Annotated in this window: 17 protein-coding genes; 8 read left to right on the top strand and 9 right to left on the bottom strand. The window is 38.1% G+C overall.

Going from position 1 to position 25,499, the window contains the following annotated elements:
• Positions 1–16: 16 nt before the first annotated feature.
• Together BUL40_RS10760 and BUL40_RS10755 are read left to right on the top strand one after the other, a co-directional pair.
• Complete coding sequence (locus BUL40_RS10760; protein ID WP_080319269.1) at positions 17–1,078, top strand: NAD(P)/FAD-dependent oxidoreductase; 1,062 nt, start codon at positions 17–19, stop codon at positions 1,076–1,078.
• A 413-nt stretch (positions 1,079–1,491) separates the two neighbouring features.
• Positions 1,492–1,824 carry a 2Fe-2S iron-sulfur cluster-binding family protein gene (locus BUL40_RS10755; RefSeq protein WP_010518130.1) on the top strand — a complete coding sequence of 111 codons (333 nt, stop codon included), beginning with the start codon at positions 1,492–1,494 and terminating at the stop codon, positions 1,822–1,824.
• Positions 1,825–1,843: 19 nt separating this feature from the next.
• Here BUL40_RS10755 and BUL40_RS10750 read toward each other — a convergent pair whose 3' ends face one another.
• Positions 1,844–3,583: an ABC transporter ATP-binding protein gene (locus tag BUL40_RS10750; protein WP_080319268.1), complete on the bottom strand. Its 1,740-nt coding sequence runs from the start codon at positions 3,581–3,583 to the stop codon at positions 1,844–1,846.
• 135 nt (positions 3,584–3,718) lie between these two features.
• On the opposite strand from BUL40_RS10750, the gene BUL40_RS10745 reads away from it, so the two are divergent.
• Positions 3,719–4,780, top strand: coding sequence for a TPM domain-containing protein (locus BUL40_RS10745; RefSeq protein ID WP_080319267.1), 1,062 nt, complete (start codon positions 3,719–3,721; stop codon positions 4,778–4,780).
• A gap of 82 nt (positions 4,781–4,862) precedes the next feature.
• On the top strand, positions 4,863–7,043 hold the full coding sequence (locus BUL40_RS10740) for an acylase (RefSeq protein ID WP_080319266.1): 2,181 nt from the start codon (positions 4,863–4,865) through the stop codon (positions 7,041–7,043).
• On the opposite strand, the gene BUL40_RS10735 is transcribed toward BUL40_RS10740, so the two are convergent.
• From BUL40_RS10735 to BUL40_RS10725, 3 genes are read right to left on the bottom strand one after another with little or no spacing between them, the layout of a single operon-like run.
• Positions 7,028–8,170 carry a glycerate kinase gene (locus BUL40_RS10735; protein WP_080319265.1) on the bottom strand — a complete coding sequence of 381 codons (1,143 nt, stop codon included), beginning with the start codon at positions 8,168–8,170 and terminating at the stop codon, positions 7,028–7,030. The genes BUL40_RS10740 and BUL40_RS10735 overlap by 16 nt on opposite strands.
• A 4-nt stretch (positions 8,171–8,174) precedes the next feature.
• Positions 8,175–9,779 (bottom strand): sodium:solute symporter, encoded by a 1,605-nt coding sequence (locus BUL40_RS10730; protein WP_080319264.1) that lies wholly within the window; start codon positions 9,777–9,779, stop codon positions 8,175–8,177.
• A 21-nt stretch (positions 9,780–9,800) separates the two neighbouring features.
• Entirely contained in the window at positions 9,801–11,108 is a 1,308-nt protein-coding gene (locus BUL40_RS10725) for an MGH1-like glycoside hydrolase domain-containing protein (RefSeq protein WP_080319263.1), read from the bottom strand.
• Between the two features lie 132 nt (positions 11,109–11,240).
• Here BUL40_RS10725 and BUL40_RS10720 point away from each other — a divergent pair, with 132 nt between their 5' ends.
• Complete coding sequence (locus BUL40_RS10720; RefSeq protein ID WP_080319262.1) at positions 11,241–12,275, top strand: LacI family DNA-binding transcriptional regulator; 1,035 nt, start codon at positions 11,241–11,243, stop codon at positions 12,273–12,275.
• Here the strand turns inward: BUL40_RS10720 and BUL40_RS10715 are convergent.
• Complete coding sequence (locus BUL40_RS10715) at positions 12,272–12,910, bottom strand: hypothetical protein (protein WP_080319261.1); 639 nt, start codon at positions 12,908–12,910, stop codon at positions 12,272–12,274. The genes BUL40_RS10720 and BUL40_RS10715 overlap by 4 nt on opposite strands.
• Before the next feature lie 95 nt (positions 12,911–13,005).
• The gene (locus BUL40_RS10710; protein WP_080319260.1) at positions 13,006–13,896 is read right to left on the bottom strand and encodes a metallophosphoesterase; all 891 of its coding nucleotides are present in this window, start codon (positions 13,894–13,896) and stop codon (positions 13,006–13,008) included.
• A 113-nt stretch (positions 13,897–14,009) separates the two neighbouring features.
• Between BUL40_RS10710 and BUL40_RS10705 the strand changes: the two genes are divergently transcribed.
• Positions 14,010–16,382 carry a GAF domain-containing protein gene (locus BUL40_RS10705; protein WP_080319259.1) on the top strand — a complete coding sequence of 791 codons (2,373 nt, stop codon included), beginning with the start codon at positions 14,010–14,012 and terminating at the stop codon, positions 16,380–16,382.
• Positions 16,383–16,394: 12 nt separating this feature from the next.
• Here the strand turns inward: BUL40_RS10705 and BUL40_RS10700 are convergent, their stop codons facing one another.
• Positions 16,395–17,603: a Pycsar system effector family protein gene (locus tag BUL40_RS10700; protein WP_010518147.1), complete on the bottom strand. Its 1,209-nt coding sequence runs from the start codon at positions 17,601–17,603 to the stop codon at positions 16,395–16,397.
• 52 nt (positions 17,604–17,655) lie between these two features.
• Here BUL40_RS10700 and BUL40_RS10695 point away from each other — a divergent pair, with 52 nt between their 5' ends.
• On the top strand, positions 17,656–21,357 hold the full coding sequence (locus BUL40_RS10695) for a metallophosphoesterase (RefSeq protein WP_080319258.1): 3,702 nt from the start codon (positions 17,656–17,658) through the stop codon (positions 21,355–21,357).
• A gap of 4 nt (positions 21,358–21,361) precedes the next feature.
• Here BUL40_RS10695 and BUL40_RS10690 read toward each other — a convergent pair whose 3' ends face one another.
• Entirely contained in the window at positions 21,362–22,216 is an 855-nt protein-coding gene (locus BUL40_RS10690; protein ID WP_080319257.1) for a hypothetical protein, read from the bottom strand.
• Between the two features lie 82 nt (positions 22,217–22,298).
• Positions 22,299–23,627 carry a vanadium-dependent haloperoxidase gene (locus tag BUL40_RS10685; protein WP_080319256.1) on the bottom strand — a complete coding sequence of 443 codons (1,329 nt, stop codon included), beginning with the start codon at positions 23,625–23,627 and terminating at the stop codon, positions 22,299–22,301.
• A gap of 214 nt (positions 23,628–23,841) precedes the next feature.
• Here BUL40_RS10685 and BUL40_RS10680 point away from each other — a divergent pair, with 214 nt between their 5' ends.
• Entirely contained in the window at positions 23,842–25,494 is a 1,653-nt protein-coding gene (locus tag BUL40_RS10680; RefSeq protein WP_080319255.1) for a solute:sodium symporter family transporter, read from the top strand.
• Positions 25,495–25,499 lie beyond the last annotated feature (5 nt).

Here is a 25,499-nt window from a genome sequence, read left to right as displayed (position 1 = left end):
CCCTAAATTTTTCTCTATGGTCCAAACAGATATCTTAATCATTGGTGCCGGCCCTACCGGATTGTTTACCGTTTTTGAAGCCGGTTTGTTAAAGCTAAAATGCCATATAATAGATGCATTACCGCAAGCGGGTGGGCAGTGTTCAGAATTATACCCTAAAAAGCCCATTTATGATATTCCTGGTTTTCCAGAAGTATTGGCGGGCGATTTGGTAAGTAATTTAATGCAGCAGATAGCGCCTTTTCAACCCGGATTTACGTTGGGCGAGCGTGCAGATAGTATAGAGAAATTGGAAGACGGCACGTTTATAGTAACTACCAATAAAGGAACAAAGCACCAAGCGCCTGTTGTGGCTATTGCTGGGGGCTTAGGTAGTTTTGAACCTAGAAAACCCATACTGGACAACTTGTCTAAGTTTGAAGATAATGGCGTTGCTTATATGATTAAGGACCCAGAGGTCTATCGTGATAAAAAAGTCCTGATTGCTGGCGGTGGTGATTCGGCCCTAGACTGGTCTATCTTTTTGGCGGATATTGCCAAAGAAGTTACTCTTGTGCACCGTAGAAATGAGTTCAGAGGGGCTTTGGATTCCGTAGAAAAAGTACAGGAGTTAAAAGATAAAGGTAAAATAAACCTTATTACCCCTGCAGAAGTTGTTGGTTTAGAGGGCAAGGATGCACTAGAAGCGGTAATTGTCCGTAAAAACAACAATCCAAAAGAAGACCAAAAAATAATAGTAGACAATTTTATACCGCTATTTGGGTTAAGCCCAAAATTGGGACCCATTGCCAAGTGGGGATTAGAGATAGAGAAGAATGCCATTAAGGTAGATAATACGTTGGACTATCAAACCAATATTCCTGGTATTTACGCTATTGGAGATGTAAACACCTATCCTGGTAAGTTAAAATTGATACTTTGCGGTTTTCATGAAGCTACATTGATGTGCCAGAGTGCTTACCAACGTATTTTTCCAGATAAAAAATACGTTATGAAATATACCACCGTAGGTGGTGTTACCGGTTTTGATGGTAGCAAAAAAGAGGCCCCCAAAGCGGTAGTAAAAGCTATTAACTAATTTTGCCGTACCCTGCTATCATTTCAATAGGAGTAGTATAGCTACCACTGAGAAATCCCTTTGGAAGCAGAAAAAAGTATTAAATACGAAGTCATAAGTACAAAGTCCCGTTTTCTGCCGTTATGCTGAACTTGTTTCAGCATCTCACTCACTACAATTTTTACGTTAATTGCATGTTTTGGTCATTTCGATAGAAAAAGCTGTGCTTTGAATGCGAAAGCTCTCTGGAAGTAAAAAGTACGAAGTATAAAGTTAAAAGTGGGTTGTTCAAATAATTTCTATTAATTACCATCAATCATCAACCTCATTTATAAATAAAACATAAAATTCGCTTAGATTGATATTCTTACTAAGCTAGTGTAAGGTCTATGTGTTAATTTTGACCTTTTTTAGAAAGTACAAGCAACACAGACATGAGCGATATTAAATTAAAGATTATCGATAGGGACGGGCAATTACATGAAGTAGATGCCCCAACCGATATGAATATGAACCTAATGGAGGTAGTACGTTCTTATGAATTGGCTCCAGAAGGTACTATTGGTATTTGTGGTGGTATGGCCATGTGTGCTTCTTGTCAATGCTACGTGCAATCTGAGCACGACTTACCAGAAAAATCGGATGATGAAGAGGCAATGCTTGCAGAAGCGTTTAATGTAGAAGACAACAGCCGTTTGGGGTGCCAAATCCACATTACGCCAGAATTAGATGGCTTGCAGGTAGAACTAGCGCCAGAGGAGCTATAATTTGCACTGTAAACTTATTTTAGATTCTAGCTTGGTAGGTAAATAGATTGTAATAACGGCCTTCTATCGCTATCAACTCATCATGCGTTCCGCGTTCTGCTATCTTACCATTTTCTATCACGAGTATTTGGTCTGCTTTACGTATAGTGCTTAAACGGTGCGCTATTACAAATGTAGTTCTGCCCTCGGTAAGGGTTGCCAAGCTTTTCTGTATCAATGCTTCACTTTCTGTATCTAGATTGGAAGTAGCTTCGTCTAGTATTAATATTTTTGGGTTGGCCAAAATGGCCCTGGCAATAGCAATGCGTTGGCGTTGCCCACCAGAGAGTTTAACCCCACGTTCTCCTATTACGGTTTCCAATCCTTTTTCAAAACGATCACTAAACTCGTTCACATAGGCAGCACTAACGGCATGTTGCAACTCACTTTCTGTTGCATCTGGTTTAGGAAAAAGGATGTTTTCTTTGATTGTACCTTCAAAAAGAAAATCGTCTTGTAAAACTACCCCCAGAAATTGTCTAAAACTTTTTAAGTCCACTTTGGCCATATCTAGACCATCAATAGTAATGGTGCCACTATCTGGATGCAAAAAACTAGCGGCTAAACCAGCAATAGTAGATTTTCCGGAGCCTGAACTGCCCACTAAAGCAATAACCTCGCCTGCTTTGGCACTAAAACTAATACTATGTAGTACTTCTTTGTCTTCTTCGTACGCAAAAGAAACGGAATCAAAAACCATGGTGCCGGCAACATCTTCTAAAACTATGGTCCTGTTTTCATCATCGGCCTCTGCAGCTTTGTTCATTAATTCCTCGGTACGGTCAAGTCCAGCTAAAGCTTCGGTAAGTTGGCTACCAATATTACTCATCTGTACTATAGGCGCCACCATTAGTGCTAAGAGTGTGGTAAACTCAAAATATTCCCCCGTGGTCAAATCGCCTTGTATCATTAAATAACCACCATAACCCATCATAATTCCGGTTGTGGCCAAGCCTAATAAAAAGGTAGAAGAACTGGTCAAGGTTGCCTGTGCGGTTAAACTCTTTTTAACGTTGAGGTATAGCTTGTGTACGCCTTTTTCGAACACCAAAGATTCTTGCTCTTCGGCATTAAAACCTTTGATTACCCGTATACCGCCTAAGGTTTCGGTAAGCCTCCCTTTAACTTCGGCATTTAATTTACCACGTTCCCTAAACACGGGGCGGATAATTTTAAATGCTTTTAGGGCAATGATGGCAAAAAGAATCAAGGGCACAAAAGTAAGCAACGTCATAGTTGGGCTAATGCGTAGCAACAAAATAAGGGAAACTACAGCTGTAATGGTGCCACCAACCAGTTGTACCAAGCCGGTGCCAATAAGGTTGCGTACGCCTTCTACATCACTCATTATACGGCTCACCAAAGAACCAGATTTGGTATTGTCAAAAAACTGTATGGGCAGGGATAAAACCTGTTTTTGCACTTGCGCACGTAGTTCCGAAATCATGTATTGGGCTTGTATGCTCAAAACTTTAGTAAGCAAAAAAGACATGACGGCTTGTACTAAAAAAGACACAATCACTGCTATGACCAAAAGCTTTAACAGGGATACATCTTTGTTGGGTACTACATCATCCATAAAATACCTCAGAGAAATGGGGGCTACAAAGCTAGCGGTTTTGCTTACGGCAATAAGAAAAAGGCCAATAAAAACGAGTTTTCTTCTGGGCCAAATAATAGTTTTAAATGCTTTTAATATGCTTACTTTTTTTTCTGCCATGTTGTTCCGTAAAATGGATTTGCAAGTTACCCCAATTCTTAGGAAAGCCAATTGTATTAACTAGGTTTTAGAATTTGATTAGCAGCTTAGGTTTAAAGCTATTATTTTTGAAAAGAGGACCATGCCAACCTACTTATGACTAAGAAAATATGTTTTGTACTGCTTTTTGTTTCCTTTTTTGTGCGTTCTCAAGAGCAATATTTTCAATTACGTGATTTTGTAACGGACAGTGCTGCAGTCTTTACAGTTAATGATAGCCAAAGTCTAAATCAACGATTGATAGAATTTGAACAGGAAACCACCAACCAAATAGTGGTGTTAACCATCCAGCGCCTAGGGGCAAATACTATAGAATCGTATGCCAATGCTGTTTTCAACGCTAATAAGATAGGTCAAGCAGAAAAAGATAACGGTATTCTCATCTTATTTTCCAAAGCAGATAGGGAAGTACGGATAGAGGTTGGTTACGGATTGGAACCTTACATAACCGATGCTGTTGCTTCTAGAATTATTAGAAACACCATGATACCCTATTTTAAAGAAGCAGCGTATTATACTGGAGTTGAACAGGGTACGGAACAACTCATAACATTTTTAGAGGATCCAGAAGCCTTAGCGGAGTTTAAACAAGAGATTGAAGCCGAAAACAAAACGCCAGTTTGGGCTTATCTAATAATTGGGTTGCTCGTACTAGTTTTTGTAGGGTATGGAGGCTTTATTTTTTATAAACAGTACAGCCAGGTTATCGAAATATTTAGAGGTTTACTTTTGGGAAAACTAGGAATACTTCCAGGCGTTTTTATGTTATTGGGAGGCTCTATTTCAACATTGGCCAGTTCGGCTTTTATTGTTATTCCGCTAATAGTGGTTTATAGCATTTATAACGATGACAAAGATTTTGTGCTACAATTTTTAGAAAACCCTAGAACTTTGCTGTGGTTCTTGCTTTCTTTTTTTGGTGTTGCCGCACTTATAGCTTTCATAAAACTTAAACGAGCAGGGAATACAGACTTTAAGTTGTCTTGGTATAAGAATGACAAAAAATACATGTCTAAGACTTTTTCATCTTTTGGAAGTGCTTCTGGCTCTAGTGGTTCTTATTCTGGAAGCAGCAGTAGTTCTTTTTCTAGTAGCAGTAGTTCCTTTTCCGGGGGTGGCGGTAGTTCTGGTGGTGGTGGAGCCAGCGGTAGTTGGTAAATTCTAGTTACATTTATAGAGTGAAGAGTCGTAATAGAAAACACCCAAATACAAATTCTTATTAGAGAAACACAGCAATCTTATGAATCGCACAAAATTTCTTTCTTTTTTACTGCTGGCATGGTTATTTATTTCTTGTTCCGATACAATAAAGCCAACGACTGAAGTAGATGAATGGAAAGCACAGGCGGAACGCGTTACCATAATTAGAGATGATTACGGCGTGCCACATATTTATGGTAAAACGGATGCAGATGCTGTTTTTGGATTGTTGTATGCCCAATGCGAGGACGATTTTAATCGCGTTGAGCAAAACTACATTTGGGCAACAGGCCGTTTGGCAGAGGTAGATGGAGAAGATGCGTTGTATAGTGATTTGCGTGCCAACTTATTTATGACGCAAGAAGAGGCCATAGCCAAATACGAAGCGGCTCCTGGTTGGTTAAAAGAGTTGTGCCAAGCGTTTGCCGATGGGGTTAATTATTACCTGCATACCCATCCAGAAGTAAAACCTAAATTATTGACACGTTTTGAGCCTTGGATGCCTTTGTTTTTTAGTGAAGGTAGTATTGGGGGCGATATAGAGCGTATCTCTACCAAAAAGATAAAAGCTTTTTATGAAGAAGGGATGGAGCTGCCTGTTATGCAATTGCTGCAAGAGCAAAAGGAAGAAGAATTGGCAGAACCACAAGGGTCTAACGGAATTGCTATCTCTGGCGATTTAACCCAAAGCGGTAATGCCATGTTGTTGATAAATCCGCACACCTCTTTTTATTTTAGGGGAGAAGTGCATGTAGTATCCGAAGAGGGTTTAAATGCATATGGAGCAGTTACTTGGGGTCAGTTTTTTGTTTATCAGGGTTTTAATGAAAAAACAGGTTGGATGCATACCAGCACTTATACGGATGTCATGGACGAGTTTAAAGAAACCATTGTATCTGACCAAGGTAAGTTATTGTACCAGTATGGCGAAGAATTACGCCCTGTAGATTCTTTAAAAATTAAACTGAAATACAAAGAGGGTGATGCGCTGTACGAAAAAGAATTTCCTATGTATAGAACGCATCACGGACCTGTAACGCATAAGGTTGATGGGCAATGGACGGCTTCTGCCATGATGTGGGAACCGGTAAAGGCATTAGAGCAAAGTTATATACGAACCAAGCAGAATGGATATGCAGGTTTTAGGGAGATGATGGACATACGTACCAATTCGTCTAATAATACGGTGTATGCAGATGCAGACGGAACTATTGCTTATTTTCATGGTAATTTTGTTCCAAAAAGAGATACCATTTTTGACTATACCAAGGCTGTGGATGGTAGTAATCCAAAAACAGATTGGCAAGGGCTACATACGGTAGATGAAAATATTTTAATCAAGAATCCAGCAAACGGTTGGATACAAAATTGTAATTCAACCCCATATACCGCGGCTTTGGATTATAGCCCCAAACGTATTGATTATCCCAAATACATGTCTCGTGATCAAGAAAACTTTAGAGGGATACACGCCATTACTCTATTAACGGATAGGGAAGGCTATACTTTAGATAGTTTGATTAGCTTGGCGCATGATCCCTATTTGCCAGCATTTGAAGCCTTGTTGCCTAGTTTATTTAGTGCATACCAAAATCAACATGATAAAAACCCAAAATTAGCAGCGCCCATCGCGGTATTAAAAGCATGGGATTTTACAACTAGCAAAGAATCTGTGGCAATGACCTTGGCACATTATTATGGCATGCGTTATTACAGGGAAGGAAAATACCCAGAAGGATTGAATGCGATGGAGCGTATACAGCATTGGGGCTCCGTAGAAGGTGAACAATTGCAGCTTTTTGAAAAAACCATTGATCAATTGGTATCCGATTTTGGTACTTGGAAAATACCTTGGGGAGAAGTAAATAGATATCAGCGTCTTAATGGAGACATTAGGCAAGCTTTTGACGATGCAAAACCGAGTATGCCTATTGGGTTTGCCAGCGGTACATGGGGAGCCTTGGCAGCCTATGGTGCTCGTTACCATAACAATACCAAAAAAATCTACGGAACACGAGGAAACAGTTTTGTGGCGGCAGTGGAATTTGGAGAAAAGGTAAAAGCAAAATCCATTTTAGCAGGTGGCCAGAGTGGTGACCCTAACTCGCCCCATTTTGATGATCAAATAGAAGGTTATGCCAATCGGCGATGGAAAAATGTAGCCTTTTACAAAGAAGATGTGTTAAAGCGCGCAACGCGCACCTATCATCCAGGGGAATGATATTGTTTTAAAACATTGCAAAAATTATATAAGGCTTTTTGTAGGTTTTCTTTACCATTTGCCATTGCAGTGGGCAAATCTACAACCTCTGTGAGTATGGCTTTTATATAAGTTAAACCCAATTTTTGTTGTTGCTCTTTACTTAAACGTACCGCACCACAAAAAGCGGCTACCGGTATGTTTTGTTTTAAGGCCGATGCTAAAACGCCGTTTATTGTTTTTCCAGAAAGGGTTTGTGCATCCAATTGTCCTTCTCCAGTGATAATCCAATCTGCATCGGTGATTTTTTCATCAAACTGTGCCATTTCTTTGAGTAGATTAACACCAGAGACCAATGTGGCATCTAAGAAAATGTGTGCTCCGCCGCCGATGCCGCCCGCGGCACCTGCACCTGGCAATTTTTGTACATCTGTCCCAAAAGTTTGTTTCAGAACGTTCGAAAAATGCTGCAATCCTTGATCTAGAAACGCTACATTTTCTGGGGTAGCCCCTTTTTGCGGTCCGTAAACAAAGGCGGCGCCATTTGGTCCATAAAAAGGGTTGTCTACATCACAAGCAACCTTAAACATGCATTTTTTTAGTAGCGGATTGCATTTAGAGGTGTCTATGCTGCTAACTTGGAAAAGATTTTTACCAATAGGATTTATAGGTTTGTTTTGTGCATCTAAAAATTGGTATCCTAGAGCTTGCGCCATACCCAGGCCGCCGTCATTAGTAGCGCTACCGCCAATACCTAAATATATAGTGGTGGCTCCGCGTTCCAAAGCATCCAAAATAAGTTCTCCAGTGCCCAAAGAGGTGGTTTCCATGCAATTTAGCTCTTCGGTAGATAGGAGATGATGGCCAGAGGCTTCTGCCATTTCTATATATGCCGTTTGTATGCTTTCAGACCAAATGTAGCTTGCACTAATGGGCCTGAATAAAGGGTCGCTTACCTGAGCGATAATTCGTTCACCGCCTAAATAATGCTTAACAATTTCTATAGTACCGTCACCGCCATCTGCCAAGGGTAGTTTTAAAATAGCTGCTTTAGGGAAATGTTCTAGTAGGACCATTTCTGCTAGTTCACAGAATTCAAAACTGGTTATGGAACCTTTAAATTTATCCGGAGCAATTACAAATTTCATCTTCTTAGTTTAGAAAACTCGGTAAGGCCAAACTAATACCAACTATGGCAATAAAATAAAGTAGTAAAAGCGTTACCTCTTTTTTACTACTACTGTATTGTATGGCTAGACCTGGTTTGCTCTCTTTTTTAATCAACAAACTACTAATGTAAGCAATGCTCATGGTTACCAAACAACCTATAGCGTTCCACCAAAACCAAAATATTTCGGGTACATACAACCACAAATAAATATTAAGGGCTACACCTGCAACTATACCTATGTTAGCTCCAAGCGCATGCGTTTTCTTGGTCATGATTGCCAAAATAAATGCCGCTAAGATGGGCCCATAAAAAATCGACGATACTTTGTTGATAACCTCTATGACGGTACCCTCAATGCTGCCAGCAAAAAAAGCAAAGAATAAACAAACAACTCCCCAGAACAGCGATAACAACTTGGAGGTAGCCATATATTTTTTATTGCCCATGTCTGGCTTAAAGCGTTTTACAAAATCTTCCATTGTAACAGCAGATAAAGAGTTTACTGTAGAACTTAAAGAAGACATGGCGGCAGACATGATAGCGACAATTAAAATACCGATGACGCCGTTGGGTAAATAATTGATAATAAACACAGGAACCATTAAATCGGCCTTTTTGCCTTCTAAATAGGTAATATTGTTCTCATAAACATTCGCTAAGGTTTCTTGAAAGCCAGTATCTTGAAAAAACAGTGTGCCCAGCACTAAACCCATTATACAATAGGTTAGGGTTATAGGAAAACGAAACAGACCGTTGGCCAAAAGTAATTTTTTAATGGTTGATAACCCATTTGCAGATAGCAAGCGTTGGGATTGGGACTGGTCTGTGCCGTAATACGAAGCGTATAAAAAGAAACCACCAATAACCATAGGCCAAAATCCAAATTCGTCTTGCTTGTCTGCATTGTTAAATCCCCATTTGCTAAAGTCTACCGTGGCAATGCGGTCTTTGTCTACATGGGTCAAGAAATTTTCAAATCCTCCCAATTCACTTAAGCCGTATACCAAGCAGATAACAATGCCTAAAAAGAGGATGGTCATCTGGATAACATCACCCCAAATCACAGCTTTCATACCTCCTTGGTAAGAATAAGCTAGTGTAATAACACCGATTAAAAGCACGGAAATCCAAAACTCTATATTTAGTGTGGCTTGCAAAATAAGGGCCATCGTATAAACCATAACTCCAGTAGCTACAGACCTACTAATTTGAAAAACGAAACTGATTAGTAACCGAGAAGAGGCATCAAAACGTTTTTCTAAATATTCATACACACTTACGATTCCCGATTTGTATAGCGTAGGGATTAAAGCCAACATTAAAAAAGCCATGGCTAAGGGAACACCAAATTCGTAAGTAAGCCATTGCAAACCACCACCTTGTTTTAGGCCCACAAAGGCAGGTGCAGAAATAAAACTAATGGCAGAGAGTTGGGTAGCCATGGTAGACAGGCTTAAGGGGAGCCAACCCATGCTTCTTCCTCCTAAAAAATAGTCGCCAGAATTTTTATTTTCCTTAAAAAAATACCCAAGGCTTAAAAAACCTACTAGGTAAACAATGATGATTATGTAATCTAGATAGTTCATGGTGGTTTAATATGGTTGTTCTTATGCTTTAATTAAGTCTAGGTACAAGGCGGCACTCCAAGAAAAATTGTCTCCACCATAGGCGCCTTCCGTTGTGTTTTCAAGTTTTTTTCTAGGATCAAAGTATTCTTTAAACCCATACTTTTCTATTAAAGTTATGGAATCTTCTTTTATTCTATTGGCGGTTTGTATAGCTCCCGCTCTTTTAAAACCATGATAGATAATCCAATTCATATTAATCCAGACCGGGCCTCGCCAATAGCGTTTTGGATTAAAGCCATTATGCGTGGGGTCAAAAGAAGCACAACAATAAAGGTTGGCTGCACTAAATTTTTCTTGAAAAGTTTGGTTTAACGCCACTAGCTTTTCTGGCGGAACTATAGGTGCGAATAAGGGTGCAAATGACGAAGAACTAATGTACGGTAGTTGTTTTTGGTTTCTTAAGTCGTAATGTACGTAGGCACCATGTGTAGGGCTCCATAATTTTTTATTGAAAGCATTAATTGCTTTCTCTTGCCATTGCTTTAAATTTTTGGTTTTCTGGTTATCTATACCAAGCTTTTGGTATAAAGCAAGTAAAGATTCATTAGACTTGATCAATAGGGCATTAAATAAGGGGTCTAATACCAGAAAGGGAGAATGGGCTGCAATTTTAGCGTCTTCATAATGGTATTTTTTAGCAATTTCAATTAGATGTAGATAGTGGTCATATTCCCTATTTGTTGGTCGTTGTTCGGGATCAACGTGTGTAGTATCTCTACGCTCAAACTTGTAATGTGGTGGATCCATGGTCTCCCAAATGGCATCCCACATGGGTGAGTTATCCGTTCCAGATTCCCAATTGTGATAGATGTAAGCCAAACCCTCTTGGTTTACATCTCTATGGGTATAAAAATATTCATGATTGTAATATACTTTATCTAATTGTTCTCCAATAAAGGCCAGCATGTCTTTTTTATCCGTGGCAATTTCCAATAATCTTTCTAGGACAAAGCCAAGTACAGGTGGTTGCACCATACCTGTAGATGGATAATCCGGATTGGCTTGTTTGCTGAGGTTTGATTGATGGAAATCTTTACCGGGGAAATAGGTGTCGGTATCCGTATGAAAAACTATATGCGGTATCATTCCATTTTTCCATTGCGCTTTAAGTAAGGTTGAGATCTCGGTTTTTGCTTTTTCAATATCAAAATGCGCTAAACCTATCGCTATAAAACCAGCATCCCATTTCCACTGAAAAGGATACAAGCCTTTACTAGGTATGGTAAATCCACCGGGTTGATAGTTACTTAACAATACTTCTTTTGCTTCATTTACTCGTCGCACCATGTTTGCAGAATTGATAATTGATATGCTATGTTATTGAATTAACTATACATAAACCTGTTAAATATTGCTGTTTTGTTATGCAAACGTTTGCGGTAACGTTTGCAAATTGTATTTTGTCATAGGGAAATACATATGAAAAAACGAAATACAACACTAAAGGATTTGGCTATGGCCTTGGGTTTGTCCGTATCCACGGTTTCAAGGGCATTAAATAATCACCCAGATATTAGTAAAAAAACTAGGATCAAAGTGCAAGAGTTGGCAAGGTCTTACAAGTACAGTCCTAATCTCTTTGCAAAAGGATTTAGAACAAAACATACCCATATTATTGGTGTTATTGTACCAGACATTTCGCATTATTTTACAACCACTACGGTTAAGGGTATTTTAGAGCAAGGGGAAGCACTTGGTTACCAAGTTTTTGTTGCAGAGTCTCAAAACAGTGAACAAAAACAAGAAAATCTATTACATAGCATGACCCAATTTGGGGTGGACGGAATTTTGCTTTCTTTGGTGCGTGAAGCTGGGGATATTTTGCCCATTACAGAAACTATGGATAAAGTGCCTTTGGTTATGTTTGACAAGGTTTCTGATAAGGTTCCCTGCAGTCAAATAGTGATAAACGAGGTAGAGTCTGCCTTTAATGCAGTGGAACACCTTATAAATACCGGTAAAAATAGAATAGCTTTTTTAAAAGAATCTGAAAACTCCTATAGCTCTAATAAGCGATTGGAAGGTTACGTTAAAGCACACGACCACCATGGTCTTGTACTAGATGACAAATTAATTTTGGAAAGCCACGCCATAGGAAGGGAAAAAGGTAGGGAGATGACGGTTGAATTACTAAGTCTACAGCATCCGCCAGATGCAATTTTTGCCGTGACAGACGATGTTGCCATTGGTGCGATACAAGCCTTGAACCAACATCAAATTAAAATTCCGGATGAAATAGCCGTTGTAGGCTTTAGTAATTCTGAAAATTCTTTGATTATAAGCCCTAGTTTAAGCACTATAGACCAACCCGGTAAGCGTATAGGAGAAACAGCGGTTAGTTGCTTGGTAGCCGAAATAGAATCTGAAAAAGAATTGAAATTACCCAAACGGATAGAAATTGCAACCAATTTGGTAATACGGGAATCTAGCTTTAGAAAACCAACTTTTAATTAATTTTCTTCTGCTTCTTTTACAACGATCAAGGTGGCTACCGATCCGGTAGATAAATTCCATCTATTGTTATGCAATACCTTGCCTTCTGCATCCGTAACAATTACCTGTGCCGTATTGGGGCCAGAAGAACCTTGATTTAAAGCTACAAATTCTATCTTATTAAAACCTTCTGCTAAATCTACGTTTATACCTTTGTACGCGCCAGAGAGTAATAAATTGTACTCTATAACTTGATCGTTAACCATTATTTTTACGCGGTCGCCATCTATATATTCATGGTCTCTAGCTACTATACCTACAAATTTGGCATTGGTTTTAAAATCGCCCAAATACATGTCCCCAAAATAGGGCACGGAACCTTTGTGTTCTTCTGCCTTTATTTTTGGGTCTAATTTTAAATCATGACCTGCTCTTGCCAAATTCTTGTCTGGCAGCATTTTTATGGGGTTTTCCTTAGAAATTAAATCTTTATCTAAAACTGAAGGCATGCGTAAAACAGTGCCTTGGTTACTGGGTAAGGCATCTAAATTATTCTTACGGCCAATTTCTAATGGCTTGGTAGTGGGCAGATCCCCTTGCGCCATTGCCGAAACAGCAAAGCCCAACATAACCAACAAGAGAACTAATTTCTTCATTTGAAATGGGTCGTTATTCAAATTTAAAGTTAACAAATACCTTGCCAGTTAATTGATAACTAGACGTTAAAATCGTTGATTTACTAGAAATAGGGTTAATTATAATCTGCCAGATGTTCTGGACCCTCTAATAAAACCCTAACAATCTGTAAGGTGCCGTCTGGTTTGGTGGCAATTTGCCACTTTATCAAAGCTATTTTATTTTCTACAATCTCAATTCCGGTAATACTTCTTGGATGTACACAACTACCATCATTAAAAAAAGGTATTTGCCCAGGTTCTGGAAAACGTGGCCTGTGGGTGTGCCCAGCAATGGTTATTTTAAGTTTGTTTTTAAGTATCCACTTCTTAATTCGCTTTTCAATGCGTATTAATTCTTTATAGTTTTTAGCAGGGCTGGTGGGGTCTGCAATGCCCACAACTTGTAGTGGTTTCCAAAGAATACGCACCAAAAATCTACCAACTTTCCAAAATTTATAATTCCACCAGTCTGCTTGGTGGCCATGGGTGCAGAATATTTCTTGGCCCGTTTCTTCATTTTTTAGTACTAGTGCTTCGTTATAGGTCAAACCTACAAATAAAGATTTGTCTTCTCCATCAATGGGTTCAAAGTAGCTAGAAAGATGGTTTTCAACATATTTAGGGTCTCTATATACCATATCATGATTGCCCCAAACCATGTGTAACCGATGCTGAAGATGAAATTGCCTTAGAAGTTGGTACACGTTTTTATGGGCCTCAAAGATGGATTCAAAATTTATGTTTTCCCATAGCTCATCACCATCACCCAGCTCACAATAATTAAAACCTTCCCTGTAGTAGTGGTTCAGCGCGTGGAAATAGATATTTCTATTGTTGGCAAAATCGTCTGCAAAACTATTATCGCCCCTGTGGCAATCACTAAAAATAATGAATTTGCTATCGGCATTAAAAGGAACAACTTTAGCATTTTTGTAAGCTCTGGTAAGTCTGCGGTCAGAAGACATGGGTCTGATTTTCTTTGTGTTTCAAATATAGCCTACAATTGCATAAAGATTACCTTAACATTTGTCAATTGCAGATTTTGTAATTTTACAGGCTAAATTGAGACTAAGTGCCTATGGAGCAGATTTACCCTTTAGATACCCCCATGAGGCAGCTCATCAGCTTTAATAAATTATTGGAGCAGTATGAGGAGCAGCTTAATAGTGCCGATCCTTCATTGGTTCAAAGGGCTAAATATATTTTAGAGGCCCAGAAACCCTATCCAGAATTACGAGATGGCTTTGAGGATTTGTCAGTACTAGAGGCACGTAAAGACATTATAGAACTGCTCTTGGCAGATGTATTTTCTGGTTTTTTAACCCAGAACGAAATCAAATCTGCAGCTATTCCTTACATGAATATTGTTTTTAATAAATCTGAACGTTTAAAACAAATAATTGCGGATGCTGGTGAGGGTTTTGAATTAGAAATTAGGAATATGCCAGACAAACTGCAATACATTTTGCAGAGTGCGGTTATTTTAAATTTCTATTACGGTTTTAATTTGGATTTTAAACGCCCTATGTTCTATGACATTCCGGATAAGAATGGGGTTATGCGGCATTATAGGATTCTGTACAATGCCGATTTTATGGAAATTATACCAACCGAAAAGGCAAAAAAATTATCTAAAGAAGATGTAGACGGCCTGTTGGCCAATTATGATGATTTGGACTATTGGAAAACCATGATACCACCCAATAGTTTTACCGTCAAAGGCTTTGTTATTGCCAACATGTTTGATGTTACTGCAGACCACTCCATATCTGAAATTAAATCTACCTTAATTGGAACCAACAAGAGGGGTAGCGATAATTTTATGGAAGATTTTCAGGGAACCTTTCAATCGCTTTTCAATAATAAAGATATTCAAGTAGGTTTTACAGGATATAACCAAGATGCCAAGCAATTTTTACGCATTTATGGTAAGGGTATAAATAGTTTTATATTAAAAGACAGGGATTTTGCAGATTGCAACACCATTCTGTGCCAGGCAAGTAACGATACCATTTTAAACGAAAAATCATATTTTGCGGTATCCAATATTAAAAAATATTACCAGGAATCTGAGCAGGCACAACCTTATAAGAATCTATATGATCAAGGTTTTAGAAGTTGTATTCTTGCGCCAATTGCAGACGAGGGTAATCTGCTGGGTGTATTAGAATTGGTATCTCCCAACATAAATGATCTAAACAGCCTTAATGCTAATAAGCTAGAAGATGTTATGCCGTTTATAATCTCGGCCGTGTTACGTTCAATAGAAGAGGAGAAGAACTTAATTGATGCTATAATACAGCATGAGTGTACCACCGTACACGATTCTGTTTACTGGAAATTTCAACAAGAAGCTAAAAGGTTTATTTCTCAAGAGGCGATTGGTAGGCAACCAGCTTTTAAAGAAATAGTTTTTAAAGACGTTTATCCATTATATGGTCAAATAGACATCAAGGACAGTAGTAAAGAAAGAAATCTTGCTATACAACGAGATTTGATGATACAATTGGCAGAAATCAAAGATATCTTAAGCGTAGCCCATAAAACCTTGGAATTGCCTATTTACGAAGAATTGGTTTTTAGGGTGCAATCATATATAGAAGAAATTAAAGACGCCTTACATACCAACAGCGAACAAGCAATTTTTGATTTTGTACAGGAGGAAATTAACCCGGTATTCCATCACTTAAAGCGAGAAGACGGTATTTTAAACGATATGATTTTAAAATACGAAGCAAGCATAGATATGGGTACGGAATCTTATTACGACCATAGGCGTAATTATGATGAAAGCGTTACCGAGGTAAATAAAAGATTGGCGGCCGTATTGGACAAAAAGCAAGAAGAGGCCCAAGCGATGTTTCCACACTATTTTGAAAGATATAAAACAGATGGTGTAGAACATAACATGTACATTGGTAGTGCCATTGCCAATGAACGGGAATTCAATTCGCTTTTCTTGAGTAATTTGAGATTATGGCAATTACAGGTAATGGTAGAAATGGAAAACGTCTATTATGGTTTTAAGTCTGAATTACCGGTAAAACTAGATGTTACTTCCTTAATGCTTGTTTACAGCAGTCCGTTGTCTATTCGGTTTAGGATGGATGAAAAACGATTTGATGTGGATGGTACCTACAATGCCCGTTACGAGATTATTAAAAAACGAATTGACAAATCATACATTAAGGGTACAAACGAAAGACTAACCCAAAAAGGAAAGTTGGCCATAGTTTATAGCCAGAAAAAAGATGAACGTGAATATTTAAGGTATGTTCGTTTCTTAAAATCTAAAGGTTACTTCACCAATAATATAGAAATTGTAGAATTAGAAGGTTTACAGGGTGTTACGGGACTTAAAGCTATACGCGCAGAAATCTTATACCGTAAGGAAGAAAGCCCGGAGCAAACGTATACCTATAAAGATTTAATGGAAACCCTTAAGGCCTAAGACTTAAACGTCTTAGGCAGGGGTAAGTTGTTCTAGAACCCGGTCTGGACCATAAAACTTTAATGCTACAAAGAATGCTATTACGGATAATATCATACCAATGGCAAAAATGGTATAGGTAAGTCTCAAGAGTTTATATTTTTTCTGTAATACAACGCCAAGGTAATAGAGGTCTTTTGTTAGATTAGAATATACAAATGCCTTGTCTTTTATCAATTCTTCAATTGCCCATTCATATTCTGGCAACTCCATTTTATGAAAATTGCCAAAGAAAAGAAGGTTTACTTTCTTCTGTTTTACATCTTCTTTGGTAAACTCCCCACTGGTTACATTTGGCCTTGTGGCCAAAATGGCAAAAATCATGGAAATGATACTAAATATGACAAAAATTAGTGTAGGGTATACCAGATAGTCATTGGTGGGGTTGTCTAATTTAGGTATTAGATTAGCTAGGACCAATGAGATAATAATGGCGTTAACAGAAAGAAGTATGTTTGCTTTGGTATCTGCAATATCGCTCAGCTTTAAGTGGTTGCGCATGGTAACACGAAACATGGTTTGTATACCTCTTTCTGGGCTTTCACTTTTATATTTTGCTTTTAACTGCTCTTTTTTAGCTAGTTTTTTTTCGTCTTTCTTACGTTTTACTAACTTTTTAATGTTTTTGTCTTTTCGTTCTTGCCAGTTCTGTTTGGCATAGTCTGTATAATAGTAATGCTCTGAGCGGAACATTTTTATATTTTCTTCTCGCCATTCAGAAGGGGTGTAATGTGCAATGCCAAGCCGGGAAAGTTCCATTCGTAATAACTCTGTAGTATCTGGATAACTTTTTTGCCCTAAGTGGGAAGCATCAGCATCGCGTATAATCTCCTCTTCCAGGTTTTTAGGCTCGTAATTTCGTTCTGTAGCCAATATATATTGGCAAATGGCATCAATAGTATCAGAGTCAGTCTTTTCCTTTAAAAGAAATTCCTTTGCTATTTCACAACTTACTTGTTCGTGGTCATCAACGCTTTTTGTATAGCCTGTATCATGGAACCAAGCTGCCAAGATAAGTTTTTCTTTAACTGAATCTTCCGTTTTGTAATGCTCTAGTAATTCCTTTATGCTCTCTACTACTCTTTGTGTGTGTCTTAGATTGTGATAAAGAAAATTGGGGTCCAATTCATGGGTCAATAAATCTGTAACAAACGTTTCTGCTTTTTGAAGGATTTGCGACATAGTTGTATATTGAAGTGTGTAAATTACGAAAAAAAGCACGCTTAGCTTACCTATGAAAAAATTATACTTGACCCTTTTAATAGTGTTTATTGTAACTAGTTGTGCCACATATCGTTCCAAATATGCAGCGGGTTATACAGATGAGCCTATATCCGTAGATAAAGAAATTGCCCATACGTTTTACTTAATTGGAGACGCAGGAAAATCGCCCATGGGAGGCCTAAACCCCGTACTTAAAGCTTTTAAGAAAAGATTAACGCAGGCATCTGAAAACAGCACGGCCATCTTTTTAGGAGATAATATTTATCCTGCAGGATTACCCGATCCACAAGATTCTACAATTGCCTATTTAACCGCTAAAAATCATTTAGATGCCCAGTTGGCCACTTTAGCAGATTTTAAAGGTAAAAAAATGTTTATTCCAGGAAACCACGATTGGTATACAGAAGGTTTAAAAGGTCTAAAAAGAGAAGAAAATTATATTGAAGAGGCTTTAAATAGCAAAGAAGTATTTTTTCCAGAAAATGGTTGTCCTATAGAGGAGGTAGAAATAAATGATCAGGTTGTAGTAATAACAATAGATACAGAGTGGTACTTGGTTAATTGGGACAGGCACCCAACCATAAACGATGAATGCGACATTAAAGATCGTGAACAATTTTTGTTGGAATTAGAAGATGCCATAAAGGATAATAGAGATAAAACTACCATAATAGCGCTACACCATCCTATGTATACCTATGGCTCTCACGGAGGGCAGTTTTCTTTTAAACAACACTTAAAGGCTACTTCAAAATTGCCGCTACCCATAATTGGTAGTTTAATAAACGTTCTTAGAAGAACTTCAGGTGGTTCACCAGCTGATCAAAGCCACAAACGCTATAACGAACTTAAAAAACGTATTGTAACCTTAGCACAATATTCAGATAAGGTAATTTTTGCATCTGGTCATGAGCACACATTGCAGTACATTGTGGAAGAGAATATTCCACAAATTGTTAGTGGTTCTGGAGCTAAAAATGGATACACTAGATTACTAAATGGCAGTAAATTTTCTACCGGTAGCAAGGGTTATGCAATATTAGAGGTGTACAAAGACGGGTCTAGCAAGGTAGATTTTTACGGTGCAGAAACACCAGAAGAAAAACACCTGTTCAGCAGCTTGGTGCTTCCGCCAGATAGGCAGTATTTTACTTATGAGGGAGACGAGGATTTTCCACCTTTTGTAAAGGCATCTGTTTATACCGAAGAAGAGGTAGAAAAAACAGGGTTTTATAAAGCAATTTGGGGAGAACGTTACAGAAAATATTACGCTAAAAAGGTAAAGGCGCCTACTGTGGAAATTGATACGCTATATGGTGGTTTGGTACCGGTAAGAAAAGGAGGGGGGCATCAATCTAAATCCTTACGATTAGAAGCAAAAGACGGTAGGCAGTATGTTATGCGCGCATTACGTAAAAGTGCAGAATTATACCTGCAAGCCTTAGCTTTTAAAAATGATTATGTAATTGGCGAGTTTGAAAATACGTTAACGGAAGATATTCTAGCCGATTTTTACACAGGTTCTCACCCCTATGCACCTTTTACTACCGCAGAGCTTTCAGATGCGGCCAATTTATACCACACCAATCCAAAATTATTTTACGTACCTAAGCAAGCAGCGCTTGAGGACTTTAACTCAGAGTTTGGAGATGAGTTGTACATGATTGAAGAGCATGTGTCTGAAGGGCATGATATTCCTAGTTTTGGTTATGCAGAAAAAATTGAAAGCACGGATGATCTAATTGAGAAATTGAGAAAGGACGAAGAGTACAAATTAGATACTGGCAGCTACGTAAGGGCTAGACTTTTTGATATGTTAATTGGAGATTGGGATAGGCATAATGATCAATGGCGTTGGGCACAATTTAAAACCGAGAATGGCAATAAAATCTTTAAACCCATACCTAGGGATCGAGACCAAGTATTTTCTATAATGGGAGATGGGGCCTTAATGTCCGTTGGTACCAAAATTATTCCAGGGTTACATCTTTTCGAAGGTTTTAAAAAGGAATTTACAAGTGTCAAAGGCTTTAATTCTAGCCCTAAGACCTATGCGTTGGACATGGCTTTATTGTCAGAAACCACGTTGGATCAATGGGAGGAACAAGCACGCTTTTTACAGAAAAATATAGATGAAAAAGTTATTGATAAAGCGTTTTTAAATTTTCCTGAAGAAGTAAGAGATGAAACCGTGGTAAAAATTAAAGAAACCCTACTTGCTCGTAAAAAGAACTTGTGGCACACGGCAAGGGAATACTTTAGGGTTTTAAATAAATATAGCGTGGTAACCGGTACGGACAAAGATGATTATTTTGTAATACAAGCATTACCAGACAAAAAATTGTCCGTAAAGGTATTTCGTATTAAAGGAGGGGAGAAAAAAGATTTGTTTTATGATAAAATCTATGATCCAGAATACACAAAAGAGGTATGGATTTATGGTCTGGATGATGATGATGTTTTTGAAGTGAATGGTAAGGGCGGAGCAATAAAGATTAGACTAGTTGGGGGGCAAAATAACGATGTCTATAAGATTGCCGAAGAGGCTAGAGGCGTGCATGTATACGACTTTAAGACTAAAAACAATACCTATGACGAAGCATTTGGCGGTAGCATAAACAAAATAAACGATTATGAAACCAACACGTATCAATTCATGAAAATAAGGGCAAGTACCAATCAATTACTGCCTACGGTTGGATATAATCCAGACGATGGTGTTAAAATAGGTTTAACCAATACGTACACCTACAATGGGTTTAGACAAAACCCTTTTACACAACAACATATAGTTAATGCGGCATTTTATTTTGCTACAAGCGGCTTTGAGCTAGGTTATACCGGCGAATTTCAGAATATTTTAGAAAACGTAAACTTAGAAGTATCCGGGCAATTTACCAGTCCCAACTTTACCCGAAACTTCTTTGGTTTTGGTAACGATACGGAAAACCTAGATGATGACCTTGGGCTAGATTATAATAGAGTAAAATTACGCACCATAGCCCTATCGCCAGCAATGGTCTGGAGAGGAGATTTGGGTTCTAAAGTTAGACTAGGAGTAGCTTACGAGGATATAGAGGTAGAAGAGTCTGAAAACCGTTTTATAAACGAATTTTACCTTGCCAATGGGGCAGAAAACACACAAAGGTTTTTTGGTTTGGAAGGGGAATATGCATATGCTAATACAGATAACGAAGCATTCCCTACCATGGGTATGGCTTTTAGTCTTGTTGGTGGGTATAAGGCCAACGTTTCAGAATCTGGAAAAACCTTTGGCTATGTAGTACCTAAAGTATCCTTTGATCATAAGATTTCACCTAACGGTCATTTGGTATTGGCCACGGAATTTAAAGGGCATTTTAATATTGGTAATGGGTATGAATTTTATCAAGGTGCAACTTTAGGAGCATCTAATGGCTTAAGGGGTTATCGTTTTCAACGTTTTACGGGAAAAACAGCCTATTACCAAAAAACAGATTTACGATTGAGTTTTAGAAAAAGGAGAACTAGTATTTTACCAGTAACACCTGGCTTATTTGCCGGTTTTGATTATGGTAGGGTATGGGCCCCGGGAATAAGTTCTAACACTTGGCACAATTCTTACGGCGGTGGTTTCTTTTTAAATGGGTCAGATTTAATCTCGGCCAATGTTAGCTTATTTAACAGTGATGATGGGCTACGTTTTGCATTTGGTCTTGGTTTTGGTTTCTAAAGTCTTAATTAAGCCTATATTTATACAGGTTACCACCCTCTCCATGGCTTTTTTCATCTGACAGTAGCAGGGTATTGTTATCATAAAAAATAACAGATTCTAGTTGTGATCTAGTGCCAAGGTCCAATTTGGTAATAGTTCCTTTGGTAAAATCGTCCAAGGAAAAATCCGTAATAATCCAAACGAAACCGTAGCTTAATAGTGCTATTTTTTTTCCATCCGCGGAAATATCTGCACTGGTTATAGAACAGGTGCCGGCATCTTTACAAGTAATCCAAGTAGTAACCAAAGAAGCTTCATATTCTCCCTTGCTATCTGGAACTTTAAATACGAAAGTTTTGCCATCATAGGGCCTTGCCCTATTTTTAGTAATGATGTAGAGAGAATTTCCCCAGTGAAAAAATGCTTCGGCATCAAAATGCCTATCTTTTTTCTTAGCAGGTATTTCCTTTTGGTTTGGATAACTAAATTCTATTTTTTCGGCATCTATTTTATCTCCAGGCTCCGTCTCGGGATTTGGTAATTTGTAAATTACTAAATCGTCTCGATCACTATAATTATTACCAAAGTCTCCTATATATAAATTGCCGGCAGTGTCTTTTGTTAGATCTTCCCAGTCATGGTTTTTTGCATTTTTAACTTCAAACTCCTTGTTAATTTTACCGTCTAGGTTTATTTGAGTTATATCGTCTTTGTTTCCGCTATCTTCTATTAACCAAAGCTTATCGCCATAAAGTGCCATTCCAGATGTTTCTTTTAGATTAGAAGGCAAGTCTGCAACAACTTCCAAATTACCAGAGTTTTGGCAGTTTACAACGGTTATACTAAAAACGAGTAAAGAAAAAAGCTGTTTAACCATGTAACATGTTTTAATGCTAAAGTTAAACAGCTTCAATTAGAACAAGTCTATAATTGTTGTTAGAGTTTTTATAATCTTTAAGTTACTCCACTTTCATTTTAATATTATCCACAAGAAATTTACCTAAATCTCTTCCTTGTTTAACCCCAACTTCTACCGCGGCCCGGTAATGTATGCCGCCGTACATACGACTTATTGCAGCTTCATCTGCTGCAGCGTTAAAAGAAGTAAAAGAGCGCACCGGTAATCCATAGGGTATTTCGGTATCATCATCAAAGGCAAAATTGTCACCATAAATGCTAGTTAAAGCTGTGCTGGCAGCACCAGATACCACACTGTGTCCACTTGTGTATTCTGGAAAAGGAGGGGTTTGTAGAACGGGTACCCAGGCCTCATCAAAATGCTCATTAATTAATGTTTCTGGTCTTATGAGGTTACTTCTGTATTTTTCGTCCCAACAGCTTATAAAACCATCTGCAATAGCCAAGGATGTTTTGGTGTAAGTATGTACGGTTTCTATTAGATTGGCCTTACTTTTTCTAGCGGCTATTTTGGCAATACCAATCCAGTGTGCCCCAGGAGTTATTTTTTTGGTGGCAAACATGAGATGCCCTCTAGTGACCGAAACATAGGGATTACAATCCCAAAATTTAGCAATGGCTACTTCTTCAGAGTCGTCTCCTTTGGCAGTTATTTCATTGCTAATATCATAAACCTCTTTAACCTCTTTATAAAAATCGCTTCCTTCTTCCATAGAAAATGGTGGCGGTGGAATAGGTTTAAATTGCGCCGCGCTATCAATAACAAAAGGTCTAATCTTGTTCCAATGTGGTTCTATGCCGTCCATGTACGCTGGTGGAGTTGGTTGCCAACGAGTAGGGTCGTCAGAATCTACCGTAAATTTAGGCATGGTACGGGTTTGGTTGTAGTTGTCTTTATTCATCCATTCCGTGATATGTTTTGCAACACTGAGCCCGTATTCTTTAGAAGCAAAAAACTCCTTTTCGTTTTGGTTTTCCCATTGTGTGTAAAGACTATCAATCAAAACATCATATTTGGCTTCGGAAAAAATCAATTGTTTGCCCAATTGCATATGTGCAATTAGGGCAGCTAGGTCATAATTAAGGTATTCTTTAGAATTGGGTTCCGGTATGGCATTCAAATCAGTTAATTGCCCGGCCAGTGATAGGTAGCTAGAGTCGTTTTTAGCCAAAATCTCATAAGCAGCTATGTTGGGGTAGGCAAAAATACGACTGGCTACTGGTGGAGAGAAGATATCGTGAATCATGATTTCAGTTACCTTGTCAACGGAAGCATGGTAATCTTCTGGAGAGATTGTTATGGGTTTCTTGTCTGTGTTGCATGCGGTTATTAAAGTCGCAAAAAGCACAAATAACGTTAACTTATTCATTCTGTAAATACTTGTTGTGGTCGTGATTGATAAGAAACAAAAATAAGATAAGAAACCTAAATAGCGTAAAGTGTAATAAGAAGTATTTAGTTAAATTGGTTTTGTGTTAGGTAAACCCAATAAGTTTTCAAAATATTTAGAAAATAACAATTCATTTTCTGTTTTTTTTAAAGACCTGTATATTTACCAGAATATATTTTAACTATTCTCATAAATGATTGGAATCATCTCTTTTGTAGCATTTACCTCAATTGTTGCAATCATAGCTTATTTGGCTACAAGGTCTACGGACGAAAAAACCTCAGATGGTTATTTTTTAGGTGGTAGAAGTTTAACGGCTGGTGTAATAGCGGGGTCTTTATTACTTACCAATTTGTCTACGGAACAAATTGTAGGTTTAAATGGAAGTGCTTATAAAGATGGTTTGTCCGTTATGGCTTGGGAAACACTAGCCGCAATCTCAATTGTATTTACAGCCATATTTTTATTGCCAAGATATTTAAAAAGTGGTTTAACCACGGTGCCACAGTTTTTAGAAGACCGTTTTGACGGCACTACAAAGACTATAACTTCTGCGTTGTTTTTAACAGGTTATGTGGTTGTGTTGCTTCCGGTTATTTTATATTCTGGTTCTGTAGCTATAAGTGGGATGTTCAATATACCAGAAATGTTAGGGGTTTCTGAGAAAACAGGTCTCATTATTTGTATTTGGGGTATAGGTATTATTGGCTCTATTTATGCTGTTTTTGGAGGATTAAAGGCAGTTGCCGTTTCTGATAGTATTAATGCGGTAGGTCTTTTAATAGGAGGCATGTTAATTCCTGTTTTTGGGTTAATGGCCATAGGAGATGGTAGCGTTTTTGATGGATTGGATACTTTGGTCTCTGCAAATCCGGAACGTTTTGATAGTACTGGGAATAAAGGGCAAGAAGTGCCCTTTGCAACTATTTTTACCGGTATGATGTTGGTACAGATGTTTTACTGGGGAACAAACCAACAAATTATACAACGAGCACTTGGTGCTAAGAACTTGGCCGAAGGTCAAAAAGGTTTGTTATTGGCCTCGTTCTTAAAAATATTAGGACCATTAATATTGGTGTTACCAGGTATGATAGCCTACCATTATTTTGATGGTAATTTAGCTAGTAGTGATATTGCCTATCCAGAATTAGTGCGTGCGGTATTGCCAGATTATTTGGTTGGTTTCTTTGTGGCCGTTTTGTTTGGAGCTATATTAAGTTCTTTTAATAGTGTTTTAAACAGTTCTGTAACCTTGTTTGGCATAGATATTTACAAGCAGCACATTAACAAGGAAGCTTCTGAAAATACGGTAGTTAAATACGGTAAGATTTTTGGGGTTTGTTTGGCCTTGTCTGCCATGCTCATTGCGCCGTTAATTGCCAATGCTGGTAGTTTGTTTAGCTATTTACAAGAGATAAATGGTATATATAGTATTCCAATTTTTACCATTATTGTAATTGGTTATATGACCAAACGTGTACCTGCGATAGCAGCCAAAATTGCTATAGTTGCCGGTAGTGTCATGTATATTATTAGTCAATTTATAATGAAGCCCTATTTTATTGAAAAGGCGCTTGATGAGGCAAAGGCAGCAGGTATTACAGATGCGGACGCGCTACACATGGTAGAGACAGAGGCATATCCACACTACCTGCACGTAATGGCTATCTTATTTCTATTGAATTCTGTATTGATGCTGATAATAGGGAAACTTAAACCCATGGCTACACCTTATGTTCAAGAGTACAGTAAACAAGTAAATATTACGCCGTTTAAATATGTTAAGCAGTTTGGCGCAATAATCTGTATAATTGTAATTGCTATATATTGGTATTTTGCTAAGTAAATCTT

Source organism: Croceivirga radicis (assembly GCF_002072105.2).
GTDB classification, from domain to species: Bacteria; Bacteroidota; Bacteroidia; order Flavobacteriales; family Flavobacteriaceae; genus Croceivirga; species Croceivirga radicis.
Note: the sequence above shows the minus strand (reverse complement) of the source record. Positions and strands in the feature narration are given on the sequence as shown.

Bases quoted from the DNA above. Each gene is read 5' to 3' on its own strand.
- BUL40_RS10680 (WP_080319255.1), top strand. From the start codon at position 23,842: ATGATTGGAATCATCTCTTTTGTAGCATTTACCTCAATTGTTGCAATC.
- BUL40_RS10735 (WP_080319265.1), bottom strand. From the start codon at position 8,170: ATGAAATTTGTAATTGCTCCGGATAAATTTAAAGGTTCCATAACCAGT.
- BUL40_RS10720 (WP_080319262.1), top strand. From the start codon at position 11,241: ATGAAAAAACGAAATACAACACTAAAGGATTTGGCTATGGCCTTGGGT.
- BUL40_RS10705 (WP_080319259.1), top strand. From the start codon at position 14,010: ATGGAGCAGATTTACCCTTTAGATACCCCCATGAGGCAGCTCATCAGC.
- BUL40_RS10690 (WP_080319257.1), bottom strand. From the start codon at position 22,216: ATGGTTAAACAGCTTTTTTCTTTACTCGTTTTTAGTATAACCGTTGTA.
- BUL40_RS10685 (WP_080319256.1), bottom strand. From the start codon at position 23,627: ATGAATAAGTTAACGTTATTTGTGCTTTTTGCGACTTTAATAACCGCA.
- BUL40_RS10715 (WP_080319261.1), bottom strand. From the start codon at position 12,910: ATGAAGAAATTAGTTCTCTTGTTGGTTATGTTGGGCTTTGCTGTTTCG.
- BUL40_RS10740 (WP_080319266.1), top strand. From the start codon at position 4,863: ATGAATCGCACAAAATTTCTTTCTTTTTTACTGCTGGCATGGTTATTT.
- BUL40_RS10750 (WP_080319268.1), bottom strand. From the start codon at position 3,583: ATGGCAGAAAAAAAAGTAAGCATATTAAAAGCATTTAAAACTATTATT.
- BUL40_RS10710 (WP_080319260.1), bottom strand. From the start codon at position 13,896: ATGTCTTCTGACCGCAGACTTACCAGAGCTTACAAAAATGCTAAAGTT.
- BUL40_RS10695 (WP_080319258.1), top strand. From the start codon at position 17,656: ATGAAAAAATTATACTTGACCCTTTTAATAGTGTTTATTGTAACTAGT.
- BUL40_RS10700 (WP_010518147.1), bottom strand. From the start codon at position 17,603: ATGTCGCAAATCCTTCAAAAAGCAGAAACGTTTGTTACAGATTTATTG.
- BUL40_RS10760 (WP_080319269.1), top strand. From the start codon at position 17: ATGGTCCAAACAGATATCTTAATCATTGGTGCCGGCCCTACCGGATTG.
- BUL40_RS10725 (WP_080319263.1), bottom strand. From the start codon at position 11,108: ATGGTGCGACGAGTAAATGAAGCAAAAGAAGTATTGTTAAGTAACTAT.
- BUL40_RS10730 (WP_080319264.1), bottom strand. From the start codon at position 9,779: ATGAACTATCTAGATTACATAATCATCATTGTTTACCTAGTAGGTTTT.
- BUL40_RS10745 (WP_080319267.1), top strand. From the start codon at position 3,719: ATGACTAAGAAAATATGTTTTGTACTGCTTTTTGTTTCCTTTTTTGTG.
- BUL40_RS10755 (WP_010518130.1), top strand. From the start codon at position 1,492: ATGAGCGATATTAAATTAAAGATTATCGATAGGGACGGGCAATTACAT.